This window comes from Cupriavidus sp. 05L411, assembly GCF_056398045.1.
In genome coordinates, this window is record NZ_JBFTOQ010000067.1 from 1 (window position 1) to 24,116 (window position 24,116).

Here is a 24,116-nt window from a genome sequence, read left to right on the forward strand (position 1 = left end):
CGCCGATTGAGGGGCCAAATGCGCCGATTGAGGGGCCAAATGGCCTCCCAACCGGGTAGAGAACGGGATTGCGCTGACGCAACCAGCCGGAGAGCCGCGGAGATCCAAACCGCGATGGTGTCGATAAGACGCCCGGGTCACGAAACTGAGTTTTTCAGGCGATCCTTAAGAGGCTTTAAGACGCTTTAAGCGGGATTAAGCAGTTAAAAGAAAAAGGAGCCAGAACAATGAGCGCAACCGCCGATCGCAAGGTAGTGCTGGTGACGCGCAAGACACGGCTGGAAGAGCTGCTGGCGCGCTACCACTCGCTGGCGCAGGCGCGCTTCTACCTGGAACACCTGGGCGCGGACATTACCGATTATCAGCGTGAGCACGACACCTATCTTGCCGCGCGCGAACAGGTGACAGCCGTGCTGTCGCGCTACCTGCGCCGGCAGGTGGTGGACCGCCAGTTCCTGCCCAACTTCCTGTTCGGCCCGGAAGACATCGTGGTGGCGCTAGGCCAGGACGGCCTGGTTGCCAACACCATGAAATACCTGAACGGCCAGCCGCTAATCGGCGTGAACCCGGATCCGGCGCGCCACGACGGTGTGCTGCTGCCGTTCCAGGTGGGCGACCTGGCGCGTGTGCTGGCCGAAGCCATGCAGGACCGCCGCCCCGCGCGCCCGGTTACCATGGCGCGCGCCGAGCTGTCGGACCAGCAGGTGCTGTACGCGGTCAACGACTTCTTTATCGGCCCGCGCAGCCACACTTCGGCGCGCTACGAGATCCAGCTCGGCGCRCGCAGCGAGGTGCAGTCATCGAGCGGCGTCATTGTCTCCACGGGACTTGGGTCCACTGCCTGGCTCAAGAGCATCGTGACCGGCGCGCGCGCCATTGCGCAGCCAGACGGTGGCGCCGAAGCCGCGTATCAACCCTTGCCATGGGATACGGACCGGCTGGTATTTGCGGTGCGTGAGCCCTTTCCGAGCCGGGCCAGCCAGGCCACACTGGTCTACGGCAACGTGCCGCGCGGCGAGCAGATCGTGCTGCGCTCGCTGATGCCGGAAACCGGCGTGATCTTCAGCGACGGTATCGAAGCGGATTTCCTGCAATTCAACGCGGGCACCGAGGCCCGCATCGGCGTGGCCGAGCGTAGCGGGCAGCTCGTGCAGTAGGGCCGCTCCTTATTCGCCCTCCGGCAGCAGTTCGATCCCATCCAGCTCGGCCGCGCAGGTATCGCGCACGATGGAGACAAAGTCGCGCACATAAGGACGCTGCGCGAGCGGCGCCGGCGTGGTGGCATAGAGCTCGCTCCACAAACCCTTGGCGCCGATGCGCTTGGCCAGCACGTAATCGTGGTCGACGTAGTTCTTCACGCCCCAGTTGGGCAGCGCGGCCACGCCGCGGCGGCTGGCCACCAGTTGCAGCACGGCCACCGTCAGCTCGGCGGTGCGCCGCTGCAGCTTGATGCCGGCGGGCTCCAGCACTTCGCGGATCAGGTCGATGCGCTGCTCCGGCACCGGGTAGGTGATCAGCGTTTCGCCGCCCAGGTCGGCCGCCTCGATCCGGCGCTTGTTGCGCAGCCGGTGCTCGTTGGCGATCACCGCGAGGATCTCGAAGCGGAACAGCGGCGCCACCGCCAAGCCGCGCTTGGCCGGCGGCATCGAGCCGATCACCATGTCCGTGCGTCCCTCGGCCAGCAGCGCCAGGGGATCGGCGTGGAAGCCCGCCACCAGGTCCACCTCCACCTCCGGCCAGCGCCGGCGGAACTCGTCCATCACGGGCATCAGCCAGTCAAAGCAGGTATGGCACTCCAGCACGATGCGCAGCTCGCCGCGCGTGTCACCCTTGAGCCGGGCCAGGTCACGCTCGGCCGTGCTGATGGCCGCCAGCGTCTCGCGCGCCAGCGCCAGCAGCCGGTCGCCGGCCGGCGTGAAACGCAGGCCCTGGCGGGTGCGGTCGAACAGCGGCAGGCCGTAGTGCGCCTCGATGCCTTTGATCTGATGGGACAGCGCCGACTGGCTGACGTGCACGCGCTCCGCGGCCGTGGCGAGCTTGCCGGATTCGGCAATCGCCACCAGCGAGCGCAGGTGCCTGACTTCGATCACGGCTTGCTCCTGGAATGTGAAGAACGGCGCCTGGATGKCTCGATATGAAATTGATTCATACGTTGATTAAATCTTATCGCTTGATTCATTTTACGCTGGATTCCACACTGTGCGCCATCGTCACATTCCCAATACGGAGCACTGCATGGCACGCACTCATATCGCTGGATTTCCGCGCATCGGCGCCCAGCGCGAACTGAAATTCGCCCAGGAGGCGTTCTGGCGCGGCGAAACGGACGAGGCCAGCCTGCGCCAGGTAGCAGCCGGCCTGCGCCAGCGCCACTGGCAGTCGCAGGCGCAAGCCGGGCTGGACAGCGTGGCGGTGGGCGACTTCGCCTACTACGACCAGGTGCTGAGCCTGAGCGCCTTGCTGGGCGCCCTGCCCGCGCGTTTCGGCTTCGACCCGAAGCAGCTGAGCCTGGCCCAGTATTTTGAGCTGGCCCGTGGCAACAAAGCCCAGCCGGCCATGGAAATGACCAAGTGGTTCGATACCAACTATCACTACCTGGTCCCGGAACTCGGCCCCGACACCCGTTTCGACGGCGGCGTGGACTGGTTCTTCGATGAAGTGGAAGAAGCGCTGGCGCTGGGCCTCAAGGCCAAGCCGGTGCTGATCGGGCCGGTCTCCTACCTGTGGCTGTCCAAGACCCACGTGGACGGTTTCGACCGCCTGAGCCTGCTGCCCAGCCTGGCTGCCGCCTACGGCCGCATCCTGGCCCGCCTGCGCGAACGCGGCATCGAATGGGTACAGATCGACGAGCCCGCACTGTGCCTGGACCTGGAGCCGGCATGGCTCGATGCCTATGACGGCGCCTATGCCGAACTGGCCAAGTCCGGCGTCAAGCTGCTGCTGGCCACCTACTTCGACAGCGCCGCCGACCACGCCGCGCGCGCCGCCGCCCTGCCGGTGCAAGGCTTCCACATCGACCTGGTGCGCGCACCGCAGCAGCTCGACGCCTGGCGCAAGGTGCTGCCGGCCGGCGCGGTGCTGTCCGCCGGCGTCATCGACGGCCGCAACATCTGGCGCACCGACCTGCGCCGCGCGCTGGCCGCGCTGGCACCGCTGCATGCCGAACTGGGCGAGCGCCTGTGGGTCGCGCCGTCTTGCTCGCTGCTGCACGTGCCGGTCTCGCTAGAGGCCGAGCGCAAGCTCGATGCGGAAATCAAGACCTGGCTGGCCTTCGCCACCGAGAAGCTGGCCGAGGTCAGCGTGCTGGCCCGCGCCCTGAACGCAGGCGAGGCAGCGGTCGCCCCCGAGCTGGCCGCCGCCGATGCCGCGCTGGCCTCGCGCCGCAGCTCGCGCCGCGTGGTCAACCAGCAGGTGCAGGCACGGGTCGCGGCAGTCACCGCTGCCATGGCCCAGCGCAAGAGCCCGTTCCAGACCCGCATCGAACGCCAGCGCGCCGCGCTGCAGCTGCCGGCACTGCCGACCACCACCATCGGCTCCTTCCCGCAGACGCCGGCAATCCGCCAGACCCGTGCCGCCTACCGCCGCGGCGAGATCGGCGCGCTGGAGTACCTGCAGCGCATCCGCGGTGAAATCGAGACCGCCGTGCGCAAGCAAGAAGCGCTCGGCCTGGACGTGCTGGTGCATGGTGAAGCCGAGCGCAACGACATGGTCGAGTATTTCGGCGAGCAGCTGTGCGGCTACACCTTCACCGAAAACGGCTGGGTGCAAAGCTATGGCTCGCGCTGCGTCAAGCCGCCGGTGATCTACGGCGATGTGTATCGCCCCGAGCCGATGACGGTGGAAACCACGCGCTATGCGCAATCGCTCACCGAGCGTCCGATGAAGGGCATGCTCACCGGCCCCGTCACCATGCTGCAATGGTCCTTCGTGCGCGACGACCAGCCGCGCGCCACCACCACGCTGCAACTCGCGCTGGCGATCCGCGACGAGGTCTCGGACCTGGAACAAGCCGGCATCCGTATCATCCAGATCGACGAGCCCGCACTGCGCGAAGGCTTGCCGCTGCGCAAGGGCGACTGGGCCGCGTACCTGGACTGGGCCGTGCATGCGTTCAAGATCTCGGCCGCCTCGGTGGCGGATCAAACACAGATCCACACCCACATGTGCTACGCCGAGTTCAACGATATCCTGCCCGCCATTGCCGCGCTGGACGCCGACGTGATTACCATCGAAACCTCCCGCTCCGCCATGGAGTTGCTCGAAGGCTTCGGCGAGTTCGACTACCCCAACGAGATCGGACCGGGCGTGTACGACATCCACTCGCCGCGCGTGCCTAGCGTGGAAGCCATCACGCACCTGCTGGAGCGCGCCTGCGAGGTGATTCCGCCGCAACGGCTGTGGGTCAATCCGGACTGTGGGCTGAAGACGCGCGCCTGGCCCGAAACCGAAGCCGCGCTGGCCAATATGGTCGCCGCCGCGCGCAGCCTGCGCGAGCAGATCGGCAAGGACAGCGCGACCAAGTGGCAGCGCGCCACCCGCCGCACCGGGCTGGGCGGGCACGCGGCAAATCATGGCGCCGCGCACGCAGCGGGTTGCGTCGATTGCGCTAGCCAGGCGGCCTGATCCGCGCCCTGTCGGGTCAGCCTTACCAACCGCCTTACCAACAAGCCTTACCAAGCCAACGGGCCGGCATGCAGCGCATGCCGGCCCGTTGGCCGTCTTGCGTTCCCTTGCACGCAAAGCGGCAAAACGCCGCACCGCGACGGACAGACTGCCCCGGGGCGCACGTTGCGGCACCGTGTCACATAGCGCACACAAGGCTCCCTTCCGTATCGTACGCGGCTATCCAAGCACGGTAAAAAGGCGCGGCCCAAAGCAGGCTTGGCGCCACAAGGGAAATCATGAAACGAGCCAGACACTGGAAGCAGCGCGCCGCCGCCCTGCCCACCGCCGCCTTTGCCACATTCACCACCGCCGCGCTCGCACAGGCCGGCGCGCCTGCCACACCCGATGCAGCTGTCACGTTGCCCGCAGCGACCGTCACAGCCAAGACCCCAGGCTCGCTCACCGCGCCGAACGTGCAGCAGCAACAACAGGCGCTGGACCAGACAGCCGGCTCGGTCGGTTTTGTCGATGCCGCGTCCTACAGCGACACCTACGCCAGCAACCTGCGCGACGTGCTCAAGGACGCGCCCGGCGTGTATGTGCAGGAGCGCTACGGCCAGGAACTGCGCCTGTCGATTCGCGGCTCGGGCGTTGCGCGCGGCTATCACGCGCGTGGCCTGGATCTCCTGCAAGATGGCGTGCCCACCAACTTTGCCGACGGCAGCGGCGACTACTATCAGATCGACCCGCTTGGCCTGAGCGCGGCCGAAATCTACAAGGGCGGCAACGGGCTGGCCTACGGTACCACCACGCTGGGCGGTGCGATCAACTTCACCACGCCCACCGCGCTCACCGCCGATGCGCCCAACCAGGTGCGCGTCGATGGCGGCAGCTTCGGCACGGCGCGCGCCAGCGGCCAGGTCTCGCGCCAGATCGGCGCCTTCGACTTTCTCGCCAACCTGAGCGTCAACCACTCGGACGGATTCCGTGCGCACGAGCGCGGCCAGTACGAGCAGTTCAACGCCAACTTCGGCTATCGGTTCAGCCCGGCGGTGGAAACCCGTTTCTACGTGGGCGCCTATATCGTCGACCAGCAATTGCCCGGTGCGCTGTCGCTCACCGATGCGCTGAACAATCCGAAGAAGGCCGCGCCGGCCGCGCTGTCCGGCGACCAGGCGCGCAACACCCGCACCGAGCGCGTGGCCAATGTCACCACCGTCAAGCTCGACAGCGGCCAGCTCGATGTCAGCACCTGGGTCATCCACAAGAGTCTGTACCACCCGATCTTCCAGGTCATCGACCAGGACTACTGGACCTATGGCTTCGCGCCGCGCTACACCGGCACGCAGACCATCGGCGGCCTGCGCAACCAGCTCATCGTCGGCGCGCGCTTCTTCGGCGGCAACAACGATGCGCGCCAGTACGTCAACAACGCTGGCAACCGCGGCGCGCAGACGCTCAACGCCGCGCAGGATGCGTACAACTACGAGGCCTATCTCGAAGACCGCCTTTACGTGACCCCCACCGTCGCGCTGATGGCCGGTGCCAAGGCCTACCGCAATGTCCGCCGCTATCAGGACTACGGTGGCCTGCCGGCCAATCCCACGGCCAAGTCCGATAGCGCCACCTACAGCGGCGTGAACCCGAAATTCGGCGTGCTGTGGGAGCCGGTGCCTGACGTGCAGGCATTTGCCGACATCACGCGCAGCGCGGACGTACCCGACTTCACGGACCTGAGCCAGACCATGGCCACCACCACCCGCTTTGTGCCACTAAGCGCGCAGCGCGGCTGGACGCTTGAGCTGGGCACGCGGGGCAAGCGCGAACGGTTCTCCTGGGACGTGACGGCCTATCGCTCGCTGGTGCGCGACCAGTTGCTGCAATACACCACCAACCCGAATATCCCGGCAGCTACCTTCAACGCCAACCGCACCACGCTGCAAGGCGTGGAGCTCGGCGTCAGCGGCGACGTGCTGCAAAACCTGTTCGGCTCCGGCGACAAGCTCACGCTGTCGCAACTGTGGAACTACAGCGACTTCCGCTTCGACAATGATCCGCAGTACGGCAACAACCGCATCGCCGGCATACCCGAGCACGTGCTGCGCACCACCGTTGCCTACAGCCGCGCGGCCGGGCTGCGCGTTGCCGGCACCATCGACTGGGTGCCGGGCGGCGCCTATGTCGACTACGCCAACACGCTGCGCACGCCTGGCTACGTGCTGTTTGGCCTGCAGGCCAGCTACGAATTCCAGCGCGGCGTGACGGTGTTCCTGGATGCGCGCAATCTCGGCAACAAGCGCTATGTGAGCGATTTCAGCACCGTGGCCGATGCGCGGACAGCCAACACCGCGGTGTTCTATCCCGGTTCAGGCCGCGCGCTCTATGCCGGCGTCAAATACAAGTTCTGAGCCTGCACCTTGTCATGAAAAAAACCCGCCTCGGCGGGTTTTTTTCATCTCAGCGCGCGGCTTGGTGCCCGCAATCACTCCACCTGCATCACCGGCGGCGCGCTCCACGTGCCGTCCAGCATCACCTGCCGGGGCCAATACACCCGCATCATCAGGTTGAATCCATCAGGCGGCGCCGGCAGCCAGTTGGCCACCCGCTTGCCCGCCGGGCGCGCACTCTGGATGTAGATATCGAGCGAGCCGTCCCGGTTGTATCGCAGCCGGTCGCGGTCCCCGATGGCATAGCGGTTGAGCGGATTGGCGACAAACGCCTGCTTGTCGTTATAGAGCGTCAATGACCAGAAGGCCGAGCTCGGCGGCATCTGGCCCTTGTTGAAATGCATGACGTAGCGGTTTGCCCCGTTCAACGGCTTGCCAGCGGCATCGACCCGCGTGCTGGGGTACAGCGCATCCGCCGGCAGGTTGGCGCCAAGCCCAACCCAGGCCACCAGCGCGCGCTTGCCATAGGCCGTGCCGTAGTTGCCCAGATCCCGGTGCACGGTCCATTTGCCGTCCCCTTCGCCGCCGCCGCGCTTGGCCATGGCCACGATGCCCGCCAGGGCGGTGGTGGCGCCCTCCTGCACCGCGCGGGCCGTCGAAGGCTCCAGCGCGGTCACGGAGAAGGGCATGCCCGGAACGATCCCGAACTTCTTGATCGATTCCACCATGGCCGCATCGGCCGCGGCCGGAGGATTGGCCGGCAGCAATTCGGCGAAGCGGGTGAAGAATGCCTGCGCGTCCATCGCCGCCACCTGCTCGACGGGCGGCGTTTCCACATCCACGGGAACCGCTTCGGGCAGCATCGCCTCGGCCGGCCTGGGCCGCGCCTTGCCGCCACGCTGCAAGGCGGAGAGCGGCGCCAGGCGATATTGGTCCTGCAAGCGGCGGACCGCTGCGTAATCCTGCTTGCCATTGGTTTGCGTACGGCCGATCAGCCACACCATCTCGGTCGGCGAACGGATTTCAGTGACCCCTGGCGGCAAGATGCCGTTCCACATCGGCCCCGTTACGGCGTAAACCGCTTTTTTGGTGCCCGCGGTGCGCTTGCCGGGCGACGCGAAGACGTTGGTCCAGGCGTCCATCAGCGGCATCAGGTAATAGCGCCCGTGCGTGTCGGGCAGCGAGAGGATCACCGGGCCGCCGGACAAGTCCAGCCATGCCGTCGAGTAAAGCGTATCGGCATTCGGGCTGACCACGTCGGTGAAGGTAGCGTCCGGGAAACTGCGCTTATGCGAGAAGGTATTGGCCGGCACGCGGGCACTCATGACCTCACGCGTGACATCCATCAGCACCAGCGGATAGGCGTAAACAAAAATCTGGGCAGATAAAGCCTTGATCGCCCCGTCGGACGGCGGCGAGGCTGGCTGCGGCACCGCGGAAGTTTGCGGACCCGCAGCGCAGGCAGACAACAGCAGACCGAGCGCAAGCGCGCTCGCAATTCGGCGTAGCGAAATAATCATGACCCCGGTTCCTTGTCGGAATGGCTACCTTCCATGCGCTTTTCGCCGACGAACGGGCGACATCGTTGCACAGAGGCGCGTCTATTTTCCCCGAGCGATGATGTTCCCGGCAACCGGAGTTGTCAATTGAACAACGCTTAACAGTGAGGGCAAACGCACCAACGCCCACCAACGCTGGCCCCACCGCAGCGCATTTGACTGGAAAGCGGATGGACCACCGCTGCCTCTCATTACCGCCTCGATTATCTTTGAAATTATCCTGGCGATTACCTTTTTGATTACCCATGTGATTACCTTGGTGATTATCTTTTCGACAAGAGCCGCCTGATTGAATGAATATGACCAAGCCACCAGATTCCTTTATCTGGCCCAACACCTTCATCCTGGATTGCGTTCCGGCAAAGCTGGAGCCTGAGCACGTGGGACTGCAGCGCCCCACCCGCACGCGCGACATCCAGAATGTGCATCACAAGGTGCACAAGCGAAGCGACTCGGATGGTGTCGTCTGGCGGATCTGAAAGTAGTTTTGTCCGTTCGGTAACGCTCTGAAGCCGTAGATTCATAACACCGGATATGGAACCGCCCGCGTTTTCTTCCCTGGCAACACCGATCGATGCCAGCGGCGGCCTGCGCAAGATCATCAGGAGGAAGGCCGGCAACGCGGGCCGCGCCTAGTCCGGTAGCGGCGGGCCATTTGTGGCCGGCCGCAACATGTCGCTCCCTTCCCGGCCCTTGTACTGGGCGGAACGGGGCGGTAAGCGGAGCAACATGCGATGCGTGACTACGACATCGACGCGGAGCCGCCCAGGCTCCAGGTATTCGAAGGCGTCGTGACTCGACATCTGCTCGATGAGATCAATGCAACAATCGACGCCAGCCGGGAGACGTGGCGGCCGGCGGATGGCCGCCGCGCCACGCAGGCAGCGCAGCACTTTGCAGACATGCTGCGGCAAAACGAAGGCTTTCAACTGGCGGAGCGGCAGGCCTGCGAGATCTCGAGACGATGGGCGCGCAAGGCCGGTTGGGAACTCAACGGCGAGCCGCCACTGTGCGTGCTGCGCTGTGTCAATAGCGGCTTGCCCGCCCAGAGCCACTTGCGGCACTACGACTCCCATATCCTGACGCTGCTGATTCCGCTGCAAGAGGCGCAGGCCACCCAGGAAAACGGGGACCTGATCATCTACCGCCGCCAGCGCCATGCGGTGACGGCCATGTCGAATATCGTTGCGAAGATCCGGCTGATCCTGTTGCGTAACCTGCCGTTCGTCATTCGCCGCGCGCAGACTTTCCGCCATCTTGCCGAGCACCAGTGCGACCGCATCGCCTGCGTGCCGGGCAATGTCTATGCGTTCAACGGCTTCGTCACGCTGCATGCCAACCTGCATGCGGAGGCGGGCGAGCGCCGCTCATTGATCGTCCACTATTATGATCCCGGCCTGACCGCCGGGCTCAGCACGGTGCCGCGCGCGTGGCGCGCGTTGCGCGACCGGCTGCTCGACGCGTTCCAGCACACCAGGCCGCGGGCATAGAGCCCCCCCTCCTGTCATCCCCCATCGGTTCCGCTTGGGCGCCCGGATCAGATGGGACCGTCATGGCAACTGGCAGCGCGACGCTGGGCAAGCACCCTGACCTGTCGGCTGCGCAGGTTTATCTCTTCGCCTTTACCCTGGGCTGCACCACCGGCGCGGACTTCGTGGCGTCGTCCATGTGGGCGTCGCGGGCACCCATATCCGGGGGGCATTCACGCCTCGCCCGAGGATTTTCTCTGGAGCCTCACGTCTTATGCCGCCGCGGCCACCGTCGCCAACCTGGTGCTGCGGTGTATCGCGCCGTCCGCGATACACCGCTCGAACTGAGCCTTGCGCGCGCGGTGCAAGGTCTTGGCGCGGGCGGCCTGTTCACCGCGTCGCGCATCATCATCCAGCTGGCAGCCGCCCGTGAAGAGCGCCGGCCCCTCTTCCTGGGCTTCAACGCCGGCGGCATGGATTGGGTGACCGTCATATTGCTGGGCATGGGCGTGGCGCTGATCGCCGTGGCGCAGCGCGCGCTGCGCTAAGCCGCGTCAAAGAAGGTGGCGGGAGGGGGCGGAGGACTCAGCGGCGCACGGAATTGCGACGTAAGTATGGATGCCGGACCGGCAAAAATCCCCCGAAGTGGCGGGATTGTGAGCGAACGAATGGGTTCTACAATGCGGCTGCGCGGGGCATATGCCTCGCCAGGCGAGCCGCACAGGAAGCACAACCATGACGCTTTATCTACTCGGATTCCTATTCTTCGAAGCCTTGTGGTTTTTCCCGTTCAGGAAGGTATTCAAGGCTGCCCATTTTGGTCCTCTCTACGCGTATCTGGCGCTGCTGCCGTTCATCGGGCCGCTGTTGTGCATCTGGATTCTCGCCTCACGCCCCTGGCCACTGAAATCCAAGCTGGTCCGCACGTTCTCGCAGGCATAGCGCGAGCGACGGACCGCGCGACCCAATCAGAAATCGTGGTCCCCCAGCATGACGGGGTTAATAGACGGATCCGCAGACCACTTCTGCAAGGCCACTTCCTGGATGCGGTCGAGATTACGCTCGAAAATATCCAGGTGGCTGCCAATCTGGCCCTGGGCCAGTTCATCCAGCGCCGAGCGCGACACAAAGCCGCTGCTGTCCACGCCGTTTGCCACAATGGAAAAGCCGATTTGCTCGCCATCGTCGGACGGGGCCGGATTGAGTATCAGGAAGGCTGTCGACATCGTTAGCTCACGTTGATTCAGAGGCTGGATCGTAGCATGAGCGACTCCGCGCGATTCGGCCGGGAGCTGGCTCACGCCATCGAGGTGCACGATCTGCGTCCATGCACGCCGTCATGGGAAGGGTATCGCCCGATTCCATGACCATCCCCTCTTCCATGAGTATCTTCCTTGCGCACTAAAGAGCACATGAATGTGCATCACCGCCAGGAGACAAAACATGGATCGTCGTCATTTCCTTACCACCGCGGTTGCAGCTGCCGCGCTCGGCGCAGCCCCCGCCTTTGCCAATGGCTGGCCAAGCCGCCCATTGCGCCTGGTCGTGGCCTACCCTGCTGGCGGCGGCACCGATGTGGTCGCGCGGCTGTTCGCGGACTTCCTTGGCAAGGCCCTTGGCCAATCGGTCGTGGTCGAGAACAAGCCGGGCGGCGCGACGATACCCGCGACGCTCGACGTGATCCGCGCCAAGCCGGACGGCCACACGCTGCTGATGACGCTAGGCTCCTCGGCCACTTCAGGTGCCCATATCAACAAGGTTCCCTACGACCCGCTCACTGACCTGACCGCGCTGGCCGAAGCCGCACGGGCACCCGTCCTACTGGTCGCCACCAGGAACGCGCCCTTCTCCACGGTGGCGGAAATGATCGCCTACTCCAAGAGCGCGAAGTCGCCGCTGCATTCGGCCTCATATGGTCCGGGCACATCGTCGCACTTTGGCCCGCTGCTGCTGAACAACCTATCTGGCAGCCGGCTCGAGCCGGTGTTGTACAAGGGTTCGGCCCCTGCCACGCAAGACCTGGTGGGTGGCGTGGTGCCGGTAATGATCGACGGGCTGACCACCGCCGTGCCGCTCTATCAGTCGGGTAAGACCAAGGCGCTGGCCATCACCACGCCCGAACGCTCCGACATGGCGCCGGGCGTTGCCTCGTTCCGTGAACTGGGGTTTCCGGGCATGGAGCAATTGAGCGGCTACTTCGCGCTGTTCGGCCCCAAGGCCATGCCGGCGGACGTGGTTGGCGCGGTCTCGGCGGCGATCCAGAAGGTGCTCGCCGACCCGGCCTATCACAAGCGGCTGTTCGCGGTCGGCGTGCTGCCGCCGCAGGCCATCACGCCGCCCGCCTTCGCCGCGCAGGTCAAGGCGGACTACCTGCGCTGGGGCGAGTTCATCAAGGAGATCGGATTCACCATCGACGCTTGACCGGCAGCGCGGCGACTGCCGCGCGCCGCGTCAGTGCCGCGTCAGAGCCGCGCGGCAGCCGCCGTGAGCCAGGCCGCGGTCTGGTCGGGAAATGTAACCGGCAACATATGGCCGCCAGGGACAAGTTCGAGATCCAGCGCCGGCAGCTTGTCCTTCATCGCCTTGCCCTGCGCCTGCCAGTCGAGCACGGCATCCTCGGTCCCGTACAGGATGCTGATCGGCAAGGCCAGCGAGGCATAGCGCTGCGCCATGGATGGCAGGTCCTCCTCCACGCTGACCATATCCGTCGAAGTGGCATAGAAAGTGCGCGGCCTCAGGCTGAGAAGGCCGCCGCCTGCGATGCCGAAGTCCTGCGGCGGCCGGTCGGGGCTGAAGACCAGTTCGACCATGGCCTGGCCGCGCAAGATAGACCGTGGGATCGCCCACGTCCACGCGATCACGCGGCGCATCGTCGCTGAGGAAATGGACAGCGTACGGAACATGGGCGGCACGCCCTCCACCGGATGCGTCAGCGGTGCAATCAACGCCAGCCCGCCGACCGTGCCGGGATGATCGAGCGCAACGCCAAGCGCCACCGCCCCACCCAGGGAGTGCCCGACCAACAGCGGATTCTGCAGGTCTAGCGCACGGATGAACTTGGCCACGACCGTGCTCTGCACGCTCAGGCGAGCCGACATCGCCGGTGGCCGGGTCGAATGGCCCGAGCCGGGCCGGTCGACCAGGATCACGCGGAACCGGCCGGTCAGCTTTTCCAGCAGCGCGTAGGAAAAATTTCCCGTCTGCCCCCCCAGCCCGTGAACCATCACGATGGCCGGGCCCTCGCCCTTGTCGATGTAATGGAGGCGGGCGCCATCGATCTCGATGAACTTCCCCTTGGGCGGCAGCGCATTTTCCACCTTGCGCGCAATCAGGCCGGAGAATGCCACCAACCCAAGCAGAACGACGGCGCCCACGGCGACACAGGCAATCAATATGGTCATTGTGTATGTACCTTCACCCTTGAAATTCAACCTTGAAATTCAACCTTGACGCTCAACCTTCACGTTCAGGCATTGTCCGTTAGCCATCCACCGAGGCAGCCGTGCCCGCGCGGCCGAAGGCCATCTCACTGTCCTCCACCTTGCCGAACTTCAGGGCCATCAGGTCGAACAGGTAGTTTTGATGCACCTTCCATGGCCGCCTGGAGCCCTGCTTGGGCAAGATGCTGCTGGCCCGCTGGACATAGCCGGAGCTCAGCGAGAGCGAAGGCTCCTCATCGGATGCCGGATCTGTGCGGCGCGGCGCGCACCAGGCGTGGCCCTTCGCGTCCATATGATTGATCAGGCGGCACACGTAGGTCGACGAGAGCTCGGCCTTCAGCGTCCAGGAAGCGTTGACATAGCCCATGGCTACCGCCAGGTTCGGCATGTCGCTATACATCATGCCCTTGTACATGAAGGCCTGCGCCGGGTTCATCGGGGTGCCGTCCACCTCGAGCTTCATCCCCCCGGCCACCTTCAACTGTAGCCCGGTAGCCGTGACGATGACATCCGCGTCGAGCCGCTCGCCGGAACGCAGCAGCAGGCCAGTCTCGGTGAACGACTCGATCTGGTCGGTGACCACCGAAGCCTTGCCTGAGCGGATGGACTTGAACAGATCCGAGTCAGGCACCAGGCAGAGCCGCTGGTCCCATGGCTTGTAAGACGGCGTGAAATGCTTGTCGATATCGTAGTCCGGACCGAGTTGCGCGCGCACCCCCTTGAGGATCTTGCTCTTGACCAGGTCCGGCTTCTTGCGCGAGAGATTGTAGAAGTACATGCCCAAGAGCACGTTCTTCCAGCGCGTGGCGCGATGCGCCATGGACGCCGGCAGCCGCCGCTGCAACCATGCGGAAACAGGATCGCTGGACGGGCGCGCCACGATGTACGTTGGCGAGCGCTGCAGCATGGTCACGTGGGCCGCCCGCTCGGCCATCGCCGGCAGCAGCGTGACGGCCGTGGCTCCGCTGCCGATCACGACCACGCGCTTGCCGTCGTACGCCAGGTCCGCCGGCCAGTGCTGGGGGTGCACCACACGGCCATTGAAGCGCTCCATGCCCGGCCACCCGGGCATATAGCCGTCTGCATAGTCGTAGTAGCCGCTGCACAGATAGAGAAAACTGCAGGTAAAACGGGCAGGCGTGCCTTGCGGGCCTACCGTGGCATCGACCGTCCACCTTGCGGTCTCGGACGACCACGACGCACGCAATACGCGATGGCCAAAGCGGATGTGCCGCTCGATGCCGAATTCCTTCGCCGTGCCACGGATGTATTCAAGGATCGCGTCACCATCGGCAATGGATTTTTCGCTTCGCCATGGGCGAAAGCTGAAGCCCAAGGTGTACATGTCCGAATCGGACCGCACGCCGGGGTAGCGAAACAGGTCCCATGTGCCACCGACGGCGTCGCGCCCTTCCAGGATCGTGTAGGTCTTGCCCGGGCAACTGGTCTGCAGATGGTAGCCCGCGCAGATGCCGGAAAGCCCGGCGCCGACTACCAGCACATCGACGTGCTGCGCCGCTGCCGGCCCTGGCGCTTGCTCGTCCTGGCGCCCCGCCGCCGTCGTGCCGGCGTGAACGTCGGGATGCGGCTGCTTCGCATTGCCTGAAAGCATCGATCGTCTCCTGTTGGCCAAACCGAAGCGGCGCTTGCCGCGTCGAATTTTCACGGTGCGTCCGTGCTGTATTCAGACTAGACTAGGGTGTTCACCCTAATTAATCAACCGAGATTGCCAAAACTAGGGCTTACCCCTAACCATCTGCCGTGCGAACATGCAGATAACGGAATATGCAGGGAGTTACCAGCCATGACGGTGCAAGTCGCGCCAGCCCGGCGCCCCAAAACGCGCGAGCGCATCCTTGACGCTTGCCTGAGCCTGTTCAACGAGCGCGGGCCAGTCGTCGTGACCACCGCGGAGATCGCCTCGGCGGTCGGCATACAGGAAGGGAATCTCTACTACCACTTTCACCGCAAGGAACAGATCCTCGAGGCCCTCTTCGACAACTTCGAGCGGGCGCTGCGCGACACCTCGGTCGCGGATCTGGCACACGGCGATGCACCCGACCGTTTCGCGGGCTACGTGAGCCGCTGGTTCAACCTGATGTGGGAGTGGCGCTTCTTCTATCGCGATGCGGCGTCCATCCGCAGCCTGGCGCCAACGCTGAGGTTGCGCACCGAAACGCTGGCCAACGACGGACAACACCATGTCCGGCGCGTGTTCGGCGCCATGCAAGCGCAAGGATTGCTGCGCGCCACGCCCGAACAGCTTGACCAACTGGTCGTCAACACGTGGATCGTATCGACCTACTGGATCGACTACCTGCGGTCCCGACATGGCATCGATGCCATCAAGCGCGAGCACATCCATTGGGGCGCGTCGCAGGTCATGAGCCTGTTCTCGCCGTTCCTCACGCAGGCAGGCACCGGCTTGCTGAATATCCAGCCAAGCGAAGGCTGACGCAGCGCGCCGCGACCTTGAGAGGCGGCCCTCCACCGCCCTCTAATTGCCAACTCCAGCATGCCATGCCATTAAAGGCATGTAGAAGTCAATAAGGCAATTCTCAATTTTCCTAAAAAAAGTCACTAAAGTCATTTTTGCTGTTTTTCTACAGTAGAATCCCGGCCTTGCGAGCGCGCGAGTCCTAAGACATTTCGGATTTAGTCCTAAGACATTTCCGGATGCCCACCAAGTTTCACAGGCCGGCGCGTTCGCTTGAATGCGCGGCATCTTGCATCTCTTGCTGCCTTCCCTTCATTTTTGACTCTGCCCATGCAAGCTTTCCGACTTGTCGTTTTGCTGTTTACTGCCCTCGCGGCTACCCAGGCAGCCGCTGCCGATAGCGTCGCCTTTGCCGGCTTTGCCTATGCCGGCGACGCTCAGCAGATCGCGGCCCGCTTCCCGGTCACGCGACAGGTAGAAGCCGAGCTGACCGCCTCCGGCAGCGCGCCGAACAAGGCCATCAGCCGGTCCCTGGCCGCGCGCCCGCCCGCCAATTTCTCGCTGTCCAGCGACGGCATGGCTAGCCTGAAAAATAGCGACCAGGCTCTCGCCACCGCACTGGTGGTGACCAGCGAGACCATCTCGTCCGAGCGCTTCGGCCGCCTGTACAAAGTGCTGGCCAACGTGCGTGGCCAGGCCCTGGTGTTCGATTTCAAGGCCATGACGGTGCTGCGCGCCTACCCGATCAATGTGACCTACCTCGACGTGCTCGACCATCAGCCCAGCGAACGTGAGAAGCGCGACCGTGTCAAGCGCCTGCTGCTCGGCGGCGACAAGCCGGGCCTGTTCGATCGTTACGCTCAGGTCCTGTCGGGCGCGAAGCTGCCGTCGTCGGGCACCCGCTACCTGCAGGTATCGCAAGTCAACGTGGCGCCCGAAGCGCTGGCCCAGTTGCCCGAAGGCCTGAAAACGGGTTCCGGCGTGGCCGAAGGCTGGCTCGCCGACATGTTCGGCGAAGCCCTGCTGGATAAGGCAGGCGTACCGATCCTGCCGTTCACCAAAGGCTATGCCATTGGCAATGCGATGGCGATGCGCTTCGCCGACGGCGAGGTCTTCAACCTCAAGCTGCCCGAGCCCGACTACACCATCCAGGTGGACCTGAAGGGCTTCAAGCGGGTCGAGTACGGCAGCTCCGCGGCCGGCACCAGCTACATCTATGCGGTGTACAGCCACGTCAAGCTGGGCGAGCCGATGTCCGGCAAGCAGTACCTCGACGCCGATTTCAAGAACGGCGAAGTGAAAGCCGTCCCCGTCACGCAGTCAGAGATCGACGATTTCCCGGCTTACGCGGATTCCCTGCGAGGCCTGTTCACCAAGCTGTCCAGTTCGCTGGGCGGCCAGGACAGCGACTGGCTGGCTGCGGCTTCGTCGGGCGATAACGTTAGTAAACAAGTAGATGTCACAAGAGGAGTGGTCAAGTCATGCAAGTAATCCGTCAGCTCTGTTGGCTGTTTTTGTTCGCGTGTAGCCTGGCGTCGGCGCAAGTGGTGTCATCCAAGGGCATGGCAAACGTGAAGTACGACAGCTCGGTGTTCTCGAGCAAGGCCAGCGCCGAGGACAAGGACCGCGCCTTCAAGACCGCGCAGGTCAACGCCATCGAACGCTACTACGCCGAGAGCGGTGAGTCGCAAGCCGAGAATTTCGACAGCATCCGCGACAAGGTCGCAGCCAACCTCGACAAGTTCGTGCTGGGCGCGACCATCATCAGCGAGGAAGACAAGAAGGACGCCAGCCAGTATTCGGTGGTGGTCCGCGTCGACATCAACGTCGCCAAGCTGCGCAACGCGGTCAAGGGCGGCGCGGCTGTGGCCACCGCCTCGGACGCGCAGAAATCCCCGCTGACCTTCCTGTTCGTGGCGCGCCAGCAGGACTCCGTCAAGTCCTTCGACACGCGCGTCTACAAGCGCGCGGACGTGAAGGAAAACGTCAACGAGAAGTCGACCCGCAACAGCTATTCGGCTAATGCCTCCGTCTCCGTCGAAACGGGCGGCAGCCGCACCCGCAAGGCGGATGACGTGAGCTGGCGCCTGGTGCCGTCGGGCAACCTGAACTCGGTGTTCACCGGCGTGTTCGCGCAGTCGGGCTTCCAGGTGGTGGAAGCCGCCTATGTCGAGCCCTCCTCGGGTGGCCACCTGCGCATCAGCGCGCTGGAAAACGACTACAAGAGCGGCAACGACCTGCAGCCCGCCACCATGCGAGAGGCCGTGCTGGGCCTGCAGACCGCCCAGGTCCCTTACCTGGCGCTCGGCACGCTCGACATCGGCATGCAGGACAGTGACCCGGTCACCGGCCTGACCCGCGTGTACGTGACGGTAACGGCCAAGCTGCTTGACGTGACCACGCGTTTCCCGCGCACGGTGTCGTCGGTCGGCCCCGTCCAGTACGCCGGCACCGGCCCGGATGCCAGCGTGGCACAGACCAACGCGCTCAAGCGCGCGGCCGATTCGGCCGCACGCGAGCTGGCGGCACAACTGAACAACGCCAAGGTCCGCTAATTGCTCCCAGGCCGGCGCAAGCGCGTCACGGTACCGTACGGCCGGCCTCCCTACCCCTTTTGCTTTCCCTGGAGAACAAACATGTTGAAGAAAGTCATCTCGATCGCTGCACTGTCCCTGCTGGCCGCTGGCCAGGCCCACGCCCTGCCTTCGCTGGGCAGCCTGACGGGTGGTTCGTCCTCGTCCAGCGGCGGCGCCACCGCCGATGCAAGCGGCGCGCAAGATCAGTTGTCCAAGGCCTACGTGGCTGCCGGCCGCGAAGTGCTGGTGGCCCAGTCCTACCTGGCGGACGCGGTTGGCCTGAAGGAACTGTCGGCCAAGGCAAAGGCGACGGCCGACGCGCTGACCGACGGCGCCACCAAGGGCAACCTGGAAGACTCCGACAAGCTGCAGAGCGAAGCCTCGGCCGCCATCGAAGCCAAGCTGAAAGACTCGAACACCAAGATCGACGCCGCCGGCAAGCAATCGTACGCCGAAGGCATGAAGCACCTTGGCCTGGGCGTGCTGCGCTATGTGGGCCTGCGTCCCAGCCTGATCGCCTTCAAGGATGCCGCACAGTCGCAACTTACCAGCGCATCGGTGATGGAAAAGCTGACGCTGACCAACAAGCTGTCGACGGGCACCTACATCGCTAGCGAAGCGCCAGGCCACGTGACCCGCCTGGGCAGCACGCTGCAGGCTGCCACCGCCTACGCGAAGAGCAACGAAATCCCCGTGCCGAAGGATGCCACCGCGGCACTCTCGGCCAAGTTCTAAGCCTGTTGCCATCGTGAACCAGAGCGGAACACTCCCCATGAAATGGCATCGTGCGCTGGCCGTCTGCGGCCTCGCATTGACGGTGTCGGTGGCTGGCTGCAAAGGCCGTGACGCAGAGCCGCCACCTGCCGCCGCATCCGCCAGCGCTTCCGCGCCGGTGGCGAGCGGCAGCGGCGCACCCGACGTGGGCCAGGTCGAAAAGGTGCGGGTCACCACCACCGGGCTTGGCCATACGCCGGCCGAAGCCATCGACCAGGCACTGCGCCAGGCCGTCATGCAGGTCAATGGCATGACCATCGAGCAGTCGTCGACGCAGTTCAAGTCGGTGCTGGGCCTGGCCGTGGGACGCGATCCGCTCACGCTGAGCTCGGCCGGCTTCGCGGAACTGGTGAGCCAGAGCAGCCGTGGCGCCATCAGCAACTTCAAGGTGATTGAAATCAGCGAGCCCGGCCTGACCGAGCGCATGATCAAGGCCACCATCGAAGCCAATGTGGCCAAGTACAAGGCGCCGGCGGACCAGGGCAAGCTGCGCATCGCCATTGCGCCGCTGCGCGTGGACAGCCGCGCCGGCGGCGACACCGTGCGCATCGCCGCCGAGCTGCGCCAGCGCATTATGGACGCGCTGACGCAGAGCGGACGCTTTACCGTGCTGGAGCGCGATTTCGCGCCGGAGCTTGGTGACGAAATGGATCGCATCTCGAACGGCCAGACTTCGGCGGACCAGTTCGCCAAGCTCGGCCAGGGACTCGGTGCGGACCTGATCTGGTTTGGCCGCGTCAATACATTCGAGCCGGGACGCCGCGCCAATGCAGAGGGTGAGGGCAGCGTGCCAGGGCACTGGTCGGTCTCGCAGAAGTTCGTCAACGTGACCACCAGCGAAGTCCTGTTCAGCAACACCGCCAAGGGCGACGCCGGCCGCGCGGCAGGCGAGCGCGTGGAAGCCATGGAAGGCGCCGTTGTCTCCAAGGTGGTGGCCGACATCCTGGTGCGCCTCTACCCGGTCAGCGTAGCCTCCCGCGATGGCCACAACGTGGTGCTGAGCCAGGGTGGCCAGTCGGTGAGCAGCGGCACAGCCTATCAGGTCGTCATGCTGGGCAACGAGCTGCGCGATCCGCAGACCGGCCGTTCGCTCGGMCGCASCGAGCAGGAGTGCTGCACCGTGGTGGTGGACCGGGTCACGCCCTCCTTGTCGTACGGGCATCTGGAAGACGTCAAGGTAAAGCTCGACGATGTTCCAGCTGGCTCCCTGCAGTTGCGCGCGGAAATTCCGCCTGCGCCGCCGGCGGCTGATACCAAGCCCAAAAAGAAGGCAGCAACGCGCAAGGAAGAGTCGCTGGGCCCGCCCAAGAGCGACTCGAACTGGTGATCGGGTGATCTGTTGAAGCCTTAGCGCAAGCCGGTCTGAAGAACGGCTCGCACTACAAAGCCGCATGCCATCCTGGCGTGCGGCTTTGTCCATTCTGGGCGCCGCCTGCGCATGCCATCGCCATCGCCATCGCCATTGACGACAGGCAAGCACGCCAAATGGCCCTAAGGTAAGAGTTGGTCCCCGCCTGCGCGACTGGTAGTTGGGGTTCTTTGAGTCACTTACCGGAGAGGAACATGTCAGTGACGCTCAGGTATTGGTCAGAAGACGGCGATGAGGAAACCGTCAATGTATCGTCCGCTCAACTCCTGTCTCAGATTGCGCCCCAACCCCCTTCGCGATCGCAGAAGCCGCCACCGGCCACGGAAGAAAAGCCGATCAAGTGGACCATCCCGGACGACCCGCCGGGTGATTTCGCCTAGCGCACAACTGCAGGGCGACAAAGCAAAAAGCCCGTGCGGCTTGAACCGGACGGGCTTTTGGAATTTGGTTGCGGGGGCAGGACTTGAACCTGCGACCTTCGGGTTATGAGCCCGACGAGCTGCCAACTGCTCCACCCCGCGAATGAGAATATACGCGGATTGGCGGCATCTGGATAGCCCTAATACAAAAAGAACTGAAAAGTGCTAGCGCCCATTCTTTTGGCGTGCGGCGACTGCCGCTCCATGGACGCTCGCGAGTGCACGCAGCCGCGTCAGCGCCACTCAGCTATTTCCATCTATCCACTGCTTCGCCCACTCGTAAGCCGCGATTTTTGCATCGGCTGCCGTGGCGTGATTACGGCCAATGGATCTGGAATCCTGTACTACCGCCCCGTCCTCCCAGATCGCGCATGACGCGATGTGCAAACCGTCCTTGATCGTCTTGCAGAAGACGTGGGCTACGTACCCTTTGTACTCCGTGATGCCGCTTTCCATCTGTGTCCTGGCTCCCCTGCATGCTTCTCATCGAAATCTCGCTGGATCCTAGCACGCGCAGGGTTTTTCATTCACATCAGCGCCGGTGTATCCCCGACACGAAATGCCAATTGTCATTTTTTGCAAAATTGCCGAATCACCCCACCGCCGAGGGGGGTGCCTTCGACGTCTCTTCCTGTAACCTGCGTGCGCAGCGTGGTCAGGGACTCGAAAACCCGCTGTATCTACAGATAATAATGAAAGGGAAATCCAATGAATATTAGAGGGAAATCCAGGTCGGGGATGAATCGCCGCACCCTGCTCACGCCCGCAGTGGCAGCGATCACGCTTGCCGTATTGAGTGCGTGTGGCGGAGGCGGAGACGGAGACGGCAGCACGGCGACGACCCCGGCGAGCCAGGCTGGCAAGGTAACGCTGCAAGGCACGGCAGCCAGCGGCGCCTTTATGGCCAATGCCCTGGTCACCGTCTATAACGCTGACGGAAAAGTCGTGGGCAGCAACACGGCGGATGGCAGTGGCCATTTTGAATTCGATGTCACCGCTTTCCGCGCACCGTTTGCGGTTGTCGCAACGGGCAGCAGCGGCGGCGACCAGCTGACCTATGTTTCGGTGCTGGCGACCAAGCCAACCAATGGCTCTGCAACCGTCAATGTCACGCCACTGACGACTGCCGTGGCAGCGCTGCTGGTTGGTGGCAACCCCCTGGACCTGACGAAGCCGTCGGTGCTTGGCAGCAAGGCAAGCACCGCCCAGGTGCAGCAAATCGTCAGCTTGCTGCGCTCCGTGCTTGCCAATGTCACGAGCGATGCGGGGCTGGACCCCGCCGCCTTTGATCCGATCTCCACGCCRCTCAGCAAACAGGGGGAAGGTGCCGATAGCGTTCTCGATATCATCCGGGTCACGCTGACAACGAGTGGCGCAAAGCTGACGAGCACCGGCTCCGTGATCGCCGACAACAATGCCGCACACGAAGTCATCCTGACCGCGGACTCGCTGACATCGCCTCCGCCCGCGTTACCCAAGCCCGAAGTCAAGACCAATGCCGCGACGTTCGAAGGCATCCGTGCTGCGCTTCAGGCCTGCTTTGCGCTGGACCCCGCCGCCCGCGCGGATGGCAATAGCGTGCTTGGCGCTTGCAGCACCGCATTCTCGATCGATTACCTGAACAACAGTTACACCGCTCGCGACGACCTGTCCACCCTGCTGGCTGCGAGCGACATGAAGGGCGCGAAGTTCGAGGCGCCAGTTGTCCTGTTCAATTCGACCAATGCCCAGAAGCAGGCAACCGCGCTGGTACGCCTGCCCTTCGTTCGCGCCGACAAATCCACCGACCACATCACACGCATTGTCACAAATCGTGCGCCCGCCGGCTGGCAGTTGACGGGCAACCAGCGCAGCTACGAAGCTGCGGTCACGCGGCGAATCAGCAAGGTCACCGAGTTGAATCCGCTATCGGCGCAGGGGATCGTATCGCGCTATGAGAGTTCGCTACGTTTTCTGTTCAACCCCGCCCGGGGCGCAGGTATGAATGTGCAACTGGTACGGGTGACGGGCCCGGGATTGCCGGCTGCGGGCATTACCCTCTCCCGCTCGCGCGTTTGCGGCAGCTACAGCAATCTGGTGGTACAAAATCTGGCCGGATCGCTGACCTACGCCGCAGACGATCCTGTGATGCCCAACCAGATCATCGGCGACAGCGGGCAATCGAGCAGCACCGTGGTCCTGGCGGCCACGGCAATCGATAGCAACCAAGCAGTAAAGTGGGGCGGGCTATCCACCGGCGGCAACACGTACCTGCCTGCAGCCCTGTCGGACTCCGCCATCGAGAGCCTTCCGGCCTATGGCCGCTACAAGTTCGAGGTGTGGAACCGCAACCTCAACGCCAGCTACAAAACCAGCCTGGCAGCGGCTGACGATACGTTCTACGTGACTACGTCGGGCAGCGTGCTCACGCCTTCGGTACTGGCGCGGCAGACCTGGAACAGCATCGACGCAGGCAGCCTGGACTTTGTCACCACGGGGGGCAGCAAGACTGCGGCGCAGTCCGGCACGCAGATCAGCTGGACGCAAAACGCGGAGACGGTCGACCGCGCCCTGGCGTTTGGCTCCCTGCAGAGTGCGCTGCCACTGCCGGAGCGCGTGCTGATTCAGGGATTGCCTGTCGCGCGGTCCGCTCGCAGCGATACGGTCAGTGCAACCAATTCGGCATCGAGCGCGCAGCTGACGCCCTGCAACACCGCGGTATTCCCGGCATTTGGCCTGGCGGGCGACCAGCGTACTGTCGAAATCCGATCCACGACTGCGGACGACACGCAGAAATTCGTGCGTATTGTTGGTACGGTGCGGTAACTGAGATGCTGTCGCCGCTGACCATTGTCAGCGGCGATTACACATGGAAAAAGGCCGGCGCTTGCCAGCCTTTTTTATCACGACTGATCTGGATATCTTCATCTCGGCAATTCATCGCTATTTCCGTCGCGATTTCCGTTGCACTTTCGATCGCACAAAAGCAAAACCCCCCAGTACTTTCGTACTGGGGGGTTTCAAGGGAGAGCCTGGCGATTACCTACTTTCACACGGGTATCCGCACTATCATCGGCGTGGAGTCGTTTCACGGTCCTGTTC

At 64.1% G+C, this 24,116-nt stretch carries 22 protein-coding genes and 1 tRNA gene; 16 read left to right on the plus strand and 7 right to left on the minus strand.

Annotated elements, in window-relative coordinates; genetic code table 11:
• Positions 1 to 227: 227 nt before the first annotated feature.
• A complete protein-coding gene (locus tag AC1DQR_RS37380; RefSeq protein ID WP_477134864.1) occupies positions 228 to 1,157 on the plus strand; it encodes a diacylglycerol kinase catalytic domain-containing protein in 930 nt (309 codons plus the stop codon).
• 9 nt (positions 1,158 to 1,166) lie between these two features.
• Here the strand turns inward: AC1DQR_RS37380 and AC1DQR_RS37385 are convergent, their stop codons facing one another.
• Positions 1,167 to 2,090, minus strand: a complete 924-nt coding sequence (locus tag AC1DQR_RS37385; protein ID WP_416052709.1) for a LysR family transcriptional regulator — start codon at positions 2,088 to 2,090, stop codon at positions 1,167 to 1,169.
• A 145-nt stretch (positions 2,091 to 2,235) separates the two neighbouring features.
• Here AC1DQR_RS37385 and metE point away from each other — a divergent pair, with 145 nt between their 5' ends.
• Positions 2,236 to 4,623 (plus strand): 5-methyltetrahydropteroyltriglutamate--homocysteine S-methyltransferase, encoded by a 2,388-nt coding sequence (metE, locus tag AC1DQR_RS37390; protein WP_477134865.1) that lies wholly within the window; start codon positions 2,236 to 2,238, stop codon positions 4,621 to 4,623.
• A 278-nt stretch (positions 4,624 to 4,901) separates the two neighbouring features.
• Complete coding sequence (locus AC1DQR_RS37395) at positions 4,902 to 7,013, plus strand: TonB-dependent receptor family protein (RefSeq protein WP_416052711.1); 2,112 nt, start codon at positions 4,902 to 4,904, stop codon at positions 7,011 to 7,013.
• A gap of 74 nt (positions 7,014 to 7,087) precedes the next feature.
• Here the strand turns inward: AC1DQR_RS37395 and AC1DQR_RS37400 are convergent, their stop codons facing one another.
• Positions 7,088 to 8,512, minus strand: a complete 1,425-nt coding sequence (locus AC1DQR_RS37400; protein WP_477134866.1) for a DUF1254 domain-containing protein — start codon at positions 8,510 to 8,512, stop codon at positions 7,088 to 7,090.
• Positions 8,513 to 8,844: 332 nt separating this feature from the next.
• On the opposite strand from AC1DQR_RS37400, the gene AC1DQR_RS37405 reads away from it, so the two are divergent.
• From AC1DQR_RS37405 to AC1DQR_RS37420, 4 genes are all read left to right on the plus strand, one after another.
• Positions 8,845 to 9,030: a hypothetical protein gene (locus tag AC1DQR_RS37405; RefSeq protein WP_416052713.1), complete on the plus strand. Its 186-nt coding sequence runs from the start codon at positions 8,845 to 8,847 to the stop codon at positions 9,028 to 9,030.
• 255 nt (positions 9,031 to 9,285) lie between these two features.
• Positions 9,286 to 10,041: a hypothetical protein gene (locus AC1DQR_RS37410; RefSeq protein WP_416052714.1), complete on the plus strand. Its 756-nt coding sequence runs from the start codon at positions 9,286 to 9,288 to the stop codon at positions 10,039 to 10,041.
• A gap of 62 nt (positions 10,042 to 10,103) precedes the next feature.
• On the plus strand, positions 10,104 to 10,568 hold the full coding sequence (locus AC1DQR_RS37415; protein ID WP_477134867.1) for a hypothetical protein: 465 nt from the start codon (positions 10,104 to 10,106) through the stop codon (positions 10,566 to 10,568).
• Between the two features lie 187 nt (positions 10,569 to 10,755).
• Positions 10,756 to 10,962: a hypothetical protein gene (locus tag AC1DQR_RS37420; protein ID WP_416052716.1), complete on the plus strand. Its 207-nt coding sequence runs from the start codon at positions 10,756 to 10,758 to the stop codon at positions 10,960 to 10,962.
• 26 nt (positions 10,963 to 10,988) lie between these two features.
• On the opposite strand, the gene AC1DQR_RS37425 is transcribed toward AC1DQR_RS37420, so the two are convergent.
• The gene (locus AC1DQR_RS37425) at positions 10,989 to 11,246 is read right to left on the minus strand and encodes a hypothetical protein (RefSeq protein WP_416052717.1); all 258 of its coding nucleotides are present in this window, start codon (positions 11,244 to 11,246) and stop codon (positions 10,989 to 10,991) included.
• Between the two features lie 217 nt (positions 11,247 to 11,463).
• On the opposite strand from AC1DQR_RS37425, the gene AC1DQR_RS37430 reads away from it, so the two are divergent.
• Positions 11,464 to 12,441, plus strand: coding sequence for a tripartite tricarboxylate transporter substrate binding protein (locus AC1DQR_RS37430; protein WP_477134868.1), 978 nt, complete (start codon positions 11,464 to 11,466; stop codon positions 12,439 to 12,441).
• A gap of 41 nt (positions 12,442 to 12,482) precedes the next feature.
• Here the strand turns inward: AC1DQR_RS37430 and AC1DQR_RS37435 are convergent, their stop codons facing one another.
• A complete protein-coding gene (locus AC1DQR_RS37435; RefSeq protein WP_477134869.1) occupies positions 12,483 to 13,421 on the minus strand; it encodes an alpha/beta fold hydrolase in 939 nt (312 codons plus the stop codon).
• A gap of 79 nt (positions 13,422 to 13,500) precedes the next feature.
• Complete coding sequence (locus AC1DQR_RS37440) at positions 13,501 to 15,072, minus strand: flavin-containing monooxygenase (protein ID WP_416052720.1); 1,572 nt, start codon at positions 15,070 to 15,072, stop codon at positions 13,501 to 13,503.
• A gap of 192 nt (positions 15,073 to 15,264) precedes the next feature.
• Here AC1DQR_RS37440 and AC1DQR_RS37445 point away from each other — a divergent pair, with 192 nt between their 5' ends.
• The 6 genes from AC1DQR_RS37445 to AC1DQR_RS37470 all read left to right on the plus strand — a co-directional run bounded on the left by AC1DQR_RS37445 (position 15,265) and on the right by AC1DQR_RS37470 (position 20,996).
• The gene (locus AC1DQR_RS37445) at positions 15,265 to 15,915 is read left to right on the plus strand and encodes a TetR/AcrR family transcriptional regulator (RefSeq protein ID WP_416052721.1); all 651 of its coding nucleotides are present in this window, start codon (positions 15,265 to 15,267) and stop codon (positions 15,913 to 15,915) included.
• A gap of 312 nt (positions 15,916 to 16,227) precedes the next feature.
• Positions 16,228 to 17,388, plus strand: coding sequence for a hypothetical protein (locus AC1DQR_RS37450; RefSeq protein ID WP_416052722.1), 1,161 nt, complete (start codon positions 16,228 to 16,230; stop codon positions 17,386 to 17,388).
• Complete coding sequence (locus AC1DQR_RS37455) at positions 17,379 to 18,452, plus strand: hypothetical protein (protein WP_006156315.1); 1,074 nt, start codon at positions 17,379 to 17,381, stop codon at positions 18,450 to 18,452. The genes AC1DQR_RS37450 and AC1DQR_RS37455 overlap by 10 nt, the downstream gene beginning before the upstream one ends.
• 81 nt (positions 18,453 to 18,533) lie before the next feature.
• Positions 18,534 to 19,208: a hypothetical protein gene (locus AC1DQR_RS37460; RefSeq protein ID WP_477134870.1), complete on the plus strand. Its 675-nt coding sequence runs from the start codon at positions 18,534 to 18,536 to the stop codon at positions 19,206 to 19,208.
• Positions 19,209 to 19,245: 37 nt separating this feature from the next.
• A complete protein-coding gene (locus AC1DQR_RS37465) occupies positions 19,246 to 20,574 on the plus strand; it encodes a CsgG/HfaB family protein (protein WP_477134871.1) in 1,329 nt (442 codons plus the stop codon).
• Positions 20,575 to 20,810: 236 nt separating this feature from the next.
• Complete coding sequence (locus AC1DQR_RS37470) at positions 20,811 to 20,996, plus strand: hypothetical protein (RefSeq protein WP_174425874.1); 186 nt, start codon at positions 20,811 to 20,813, stop codon at positions 20,994 to 20,996.
• A 65-nt stretch (positions 20,997 to 21,061) separates the two neighbouring features.
• On the opposite strand, the gene AC1DQR_RS37475 is transcribed toward AC1DQR_RS37470, so the two are convergent.
• Positions 21,062 to 21,137 (minus strand) — tRNA-Met (locus AC1DQR_RS37475).
• A 141-nt stretch (positions 21,138 to 21,278) separates the two neighbouring features.
• Positions 21,279 to 21,491, minus strand: coding sequence for a hypothetical protein (locus AC1DQR_RS37480; protein WP_477134872.1), 213 nt, complete (start codon positions 21,489 to 21,491; stop codon positions 21,279 to 21,281).
• 282 nt (positions 21,492 to 21,773) lie between these two features.
• Between AC1DQR_RS37480 and AC1DQR_RS37485 the strand changes: the two genes are divergently transcribed.
• Together AC1DQR_RS37485 and AC1DQR_RS37490 are read left to right on the plus strand one after the other, a co-directional pair.
• Entirely contained in the window at positions 21,774 to 23,840 is a 2,067-nt protein-coding gene (locus tag AC1DQR_RS37485) for a hypothetical protein (RefSeq protein ID WP_477134873.1), read from the plus strand.
• Between the two features lie 5 nt (positions 23,841 to 23,845).
• Positions 23,846 to 24,116, plus strand: a 271-nt coding sequence (locus tag AC1DQR_RS37490; RefSeq protein ID WP_477134874.1) for a hypothetical protein, incomplete at its 3' end; no start/stop codon positions are given.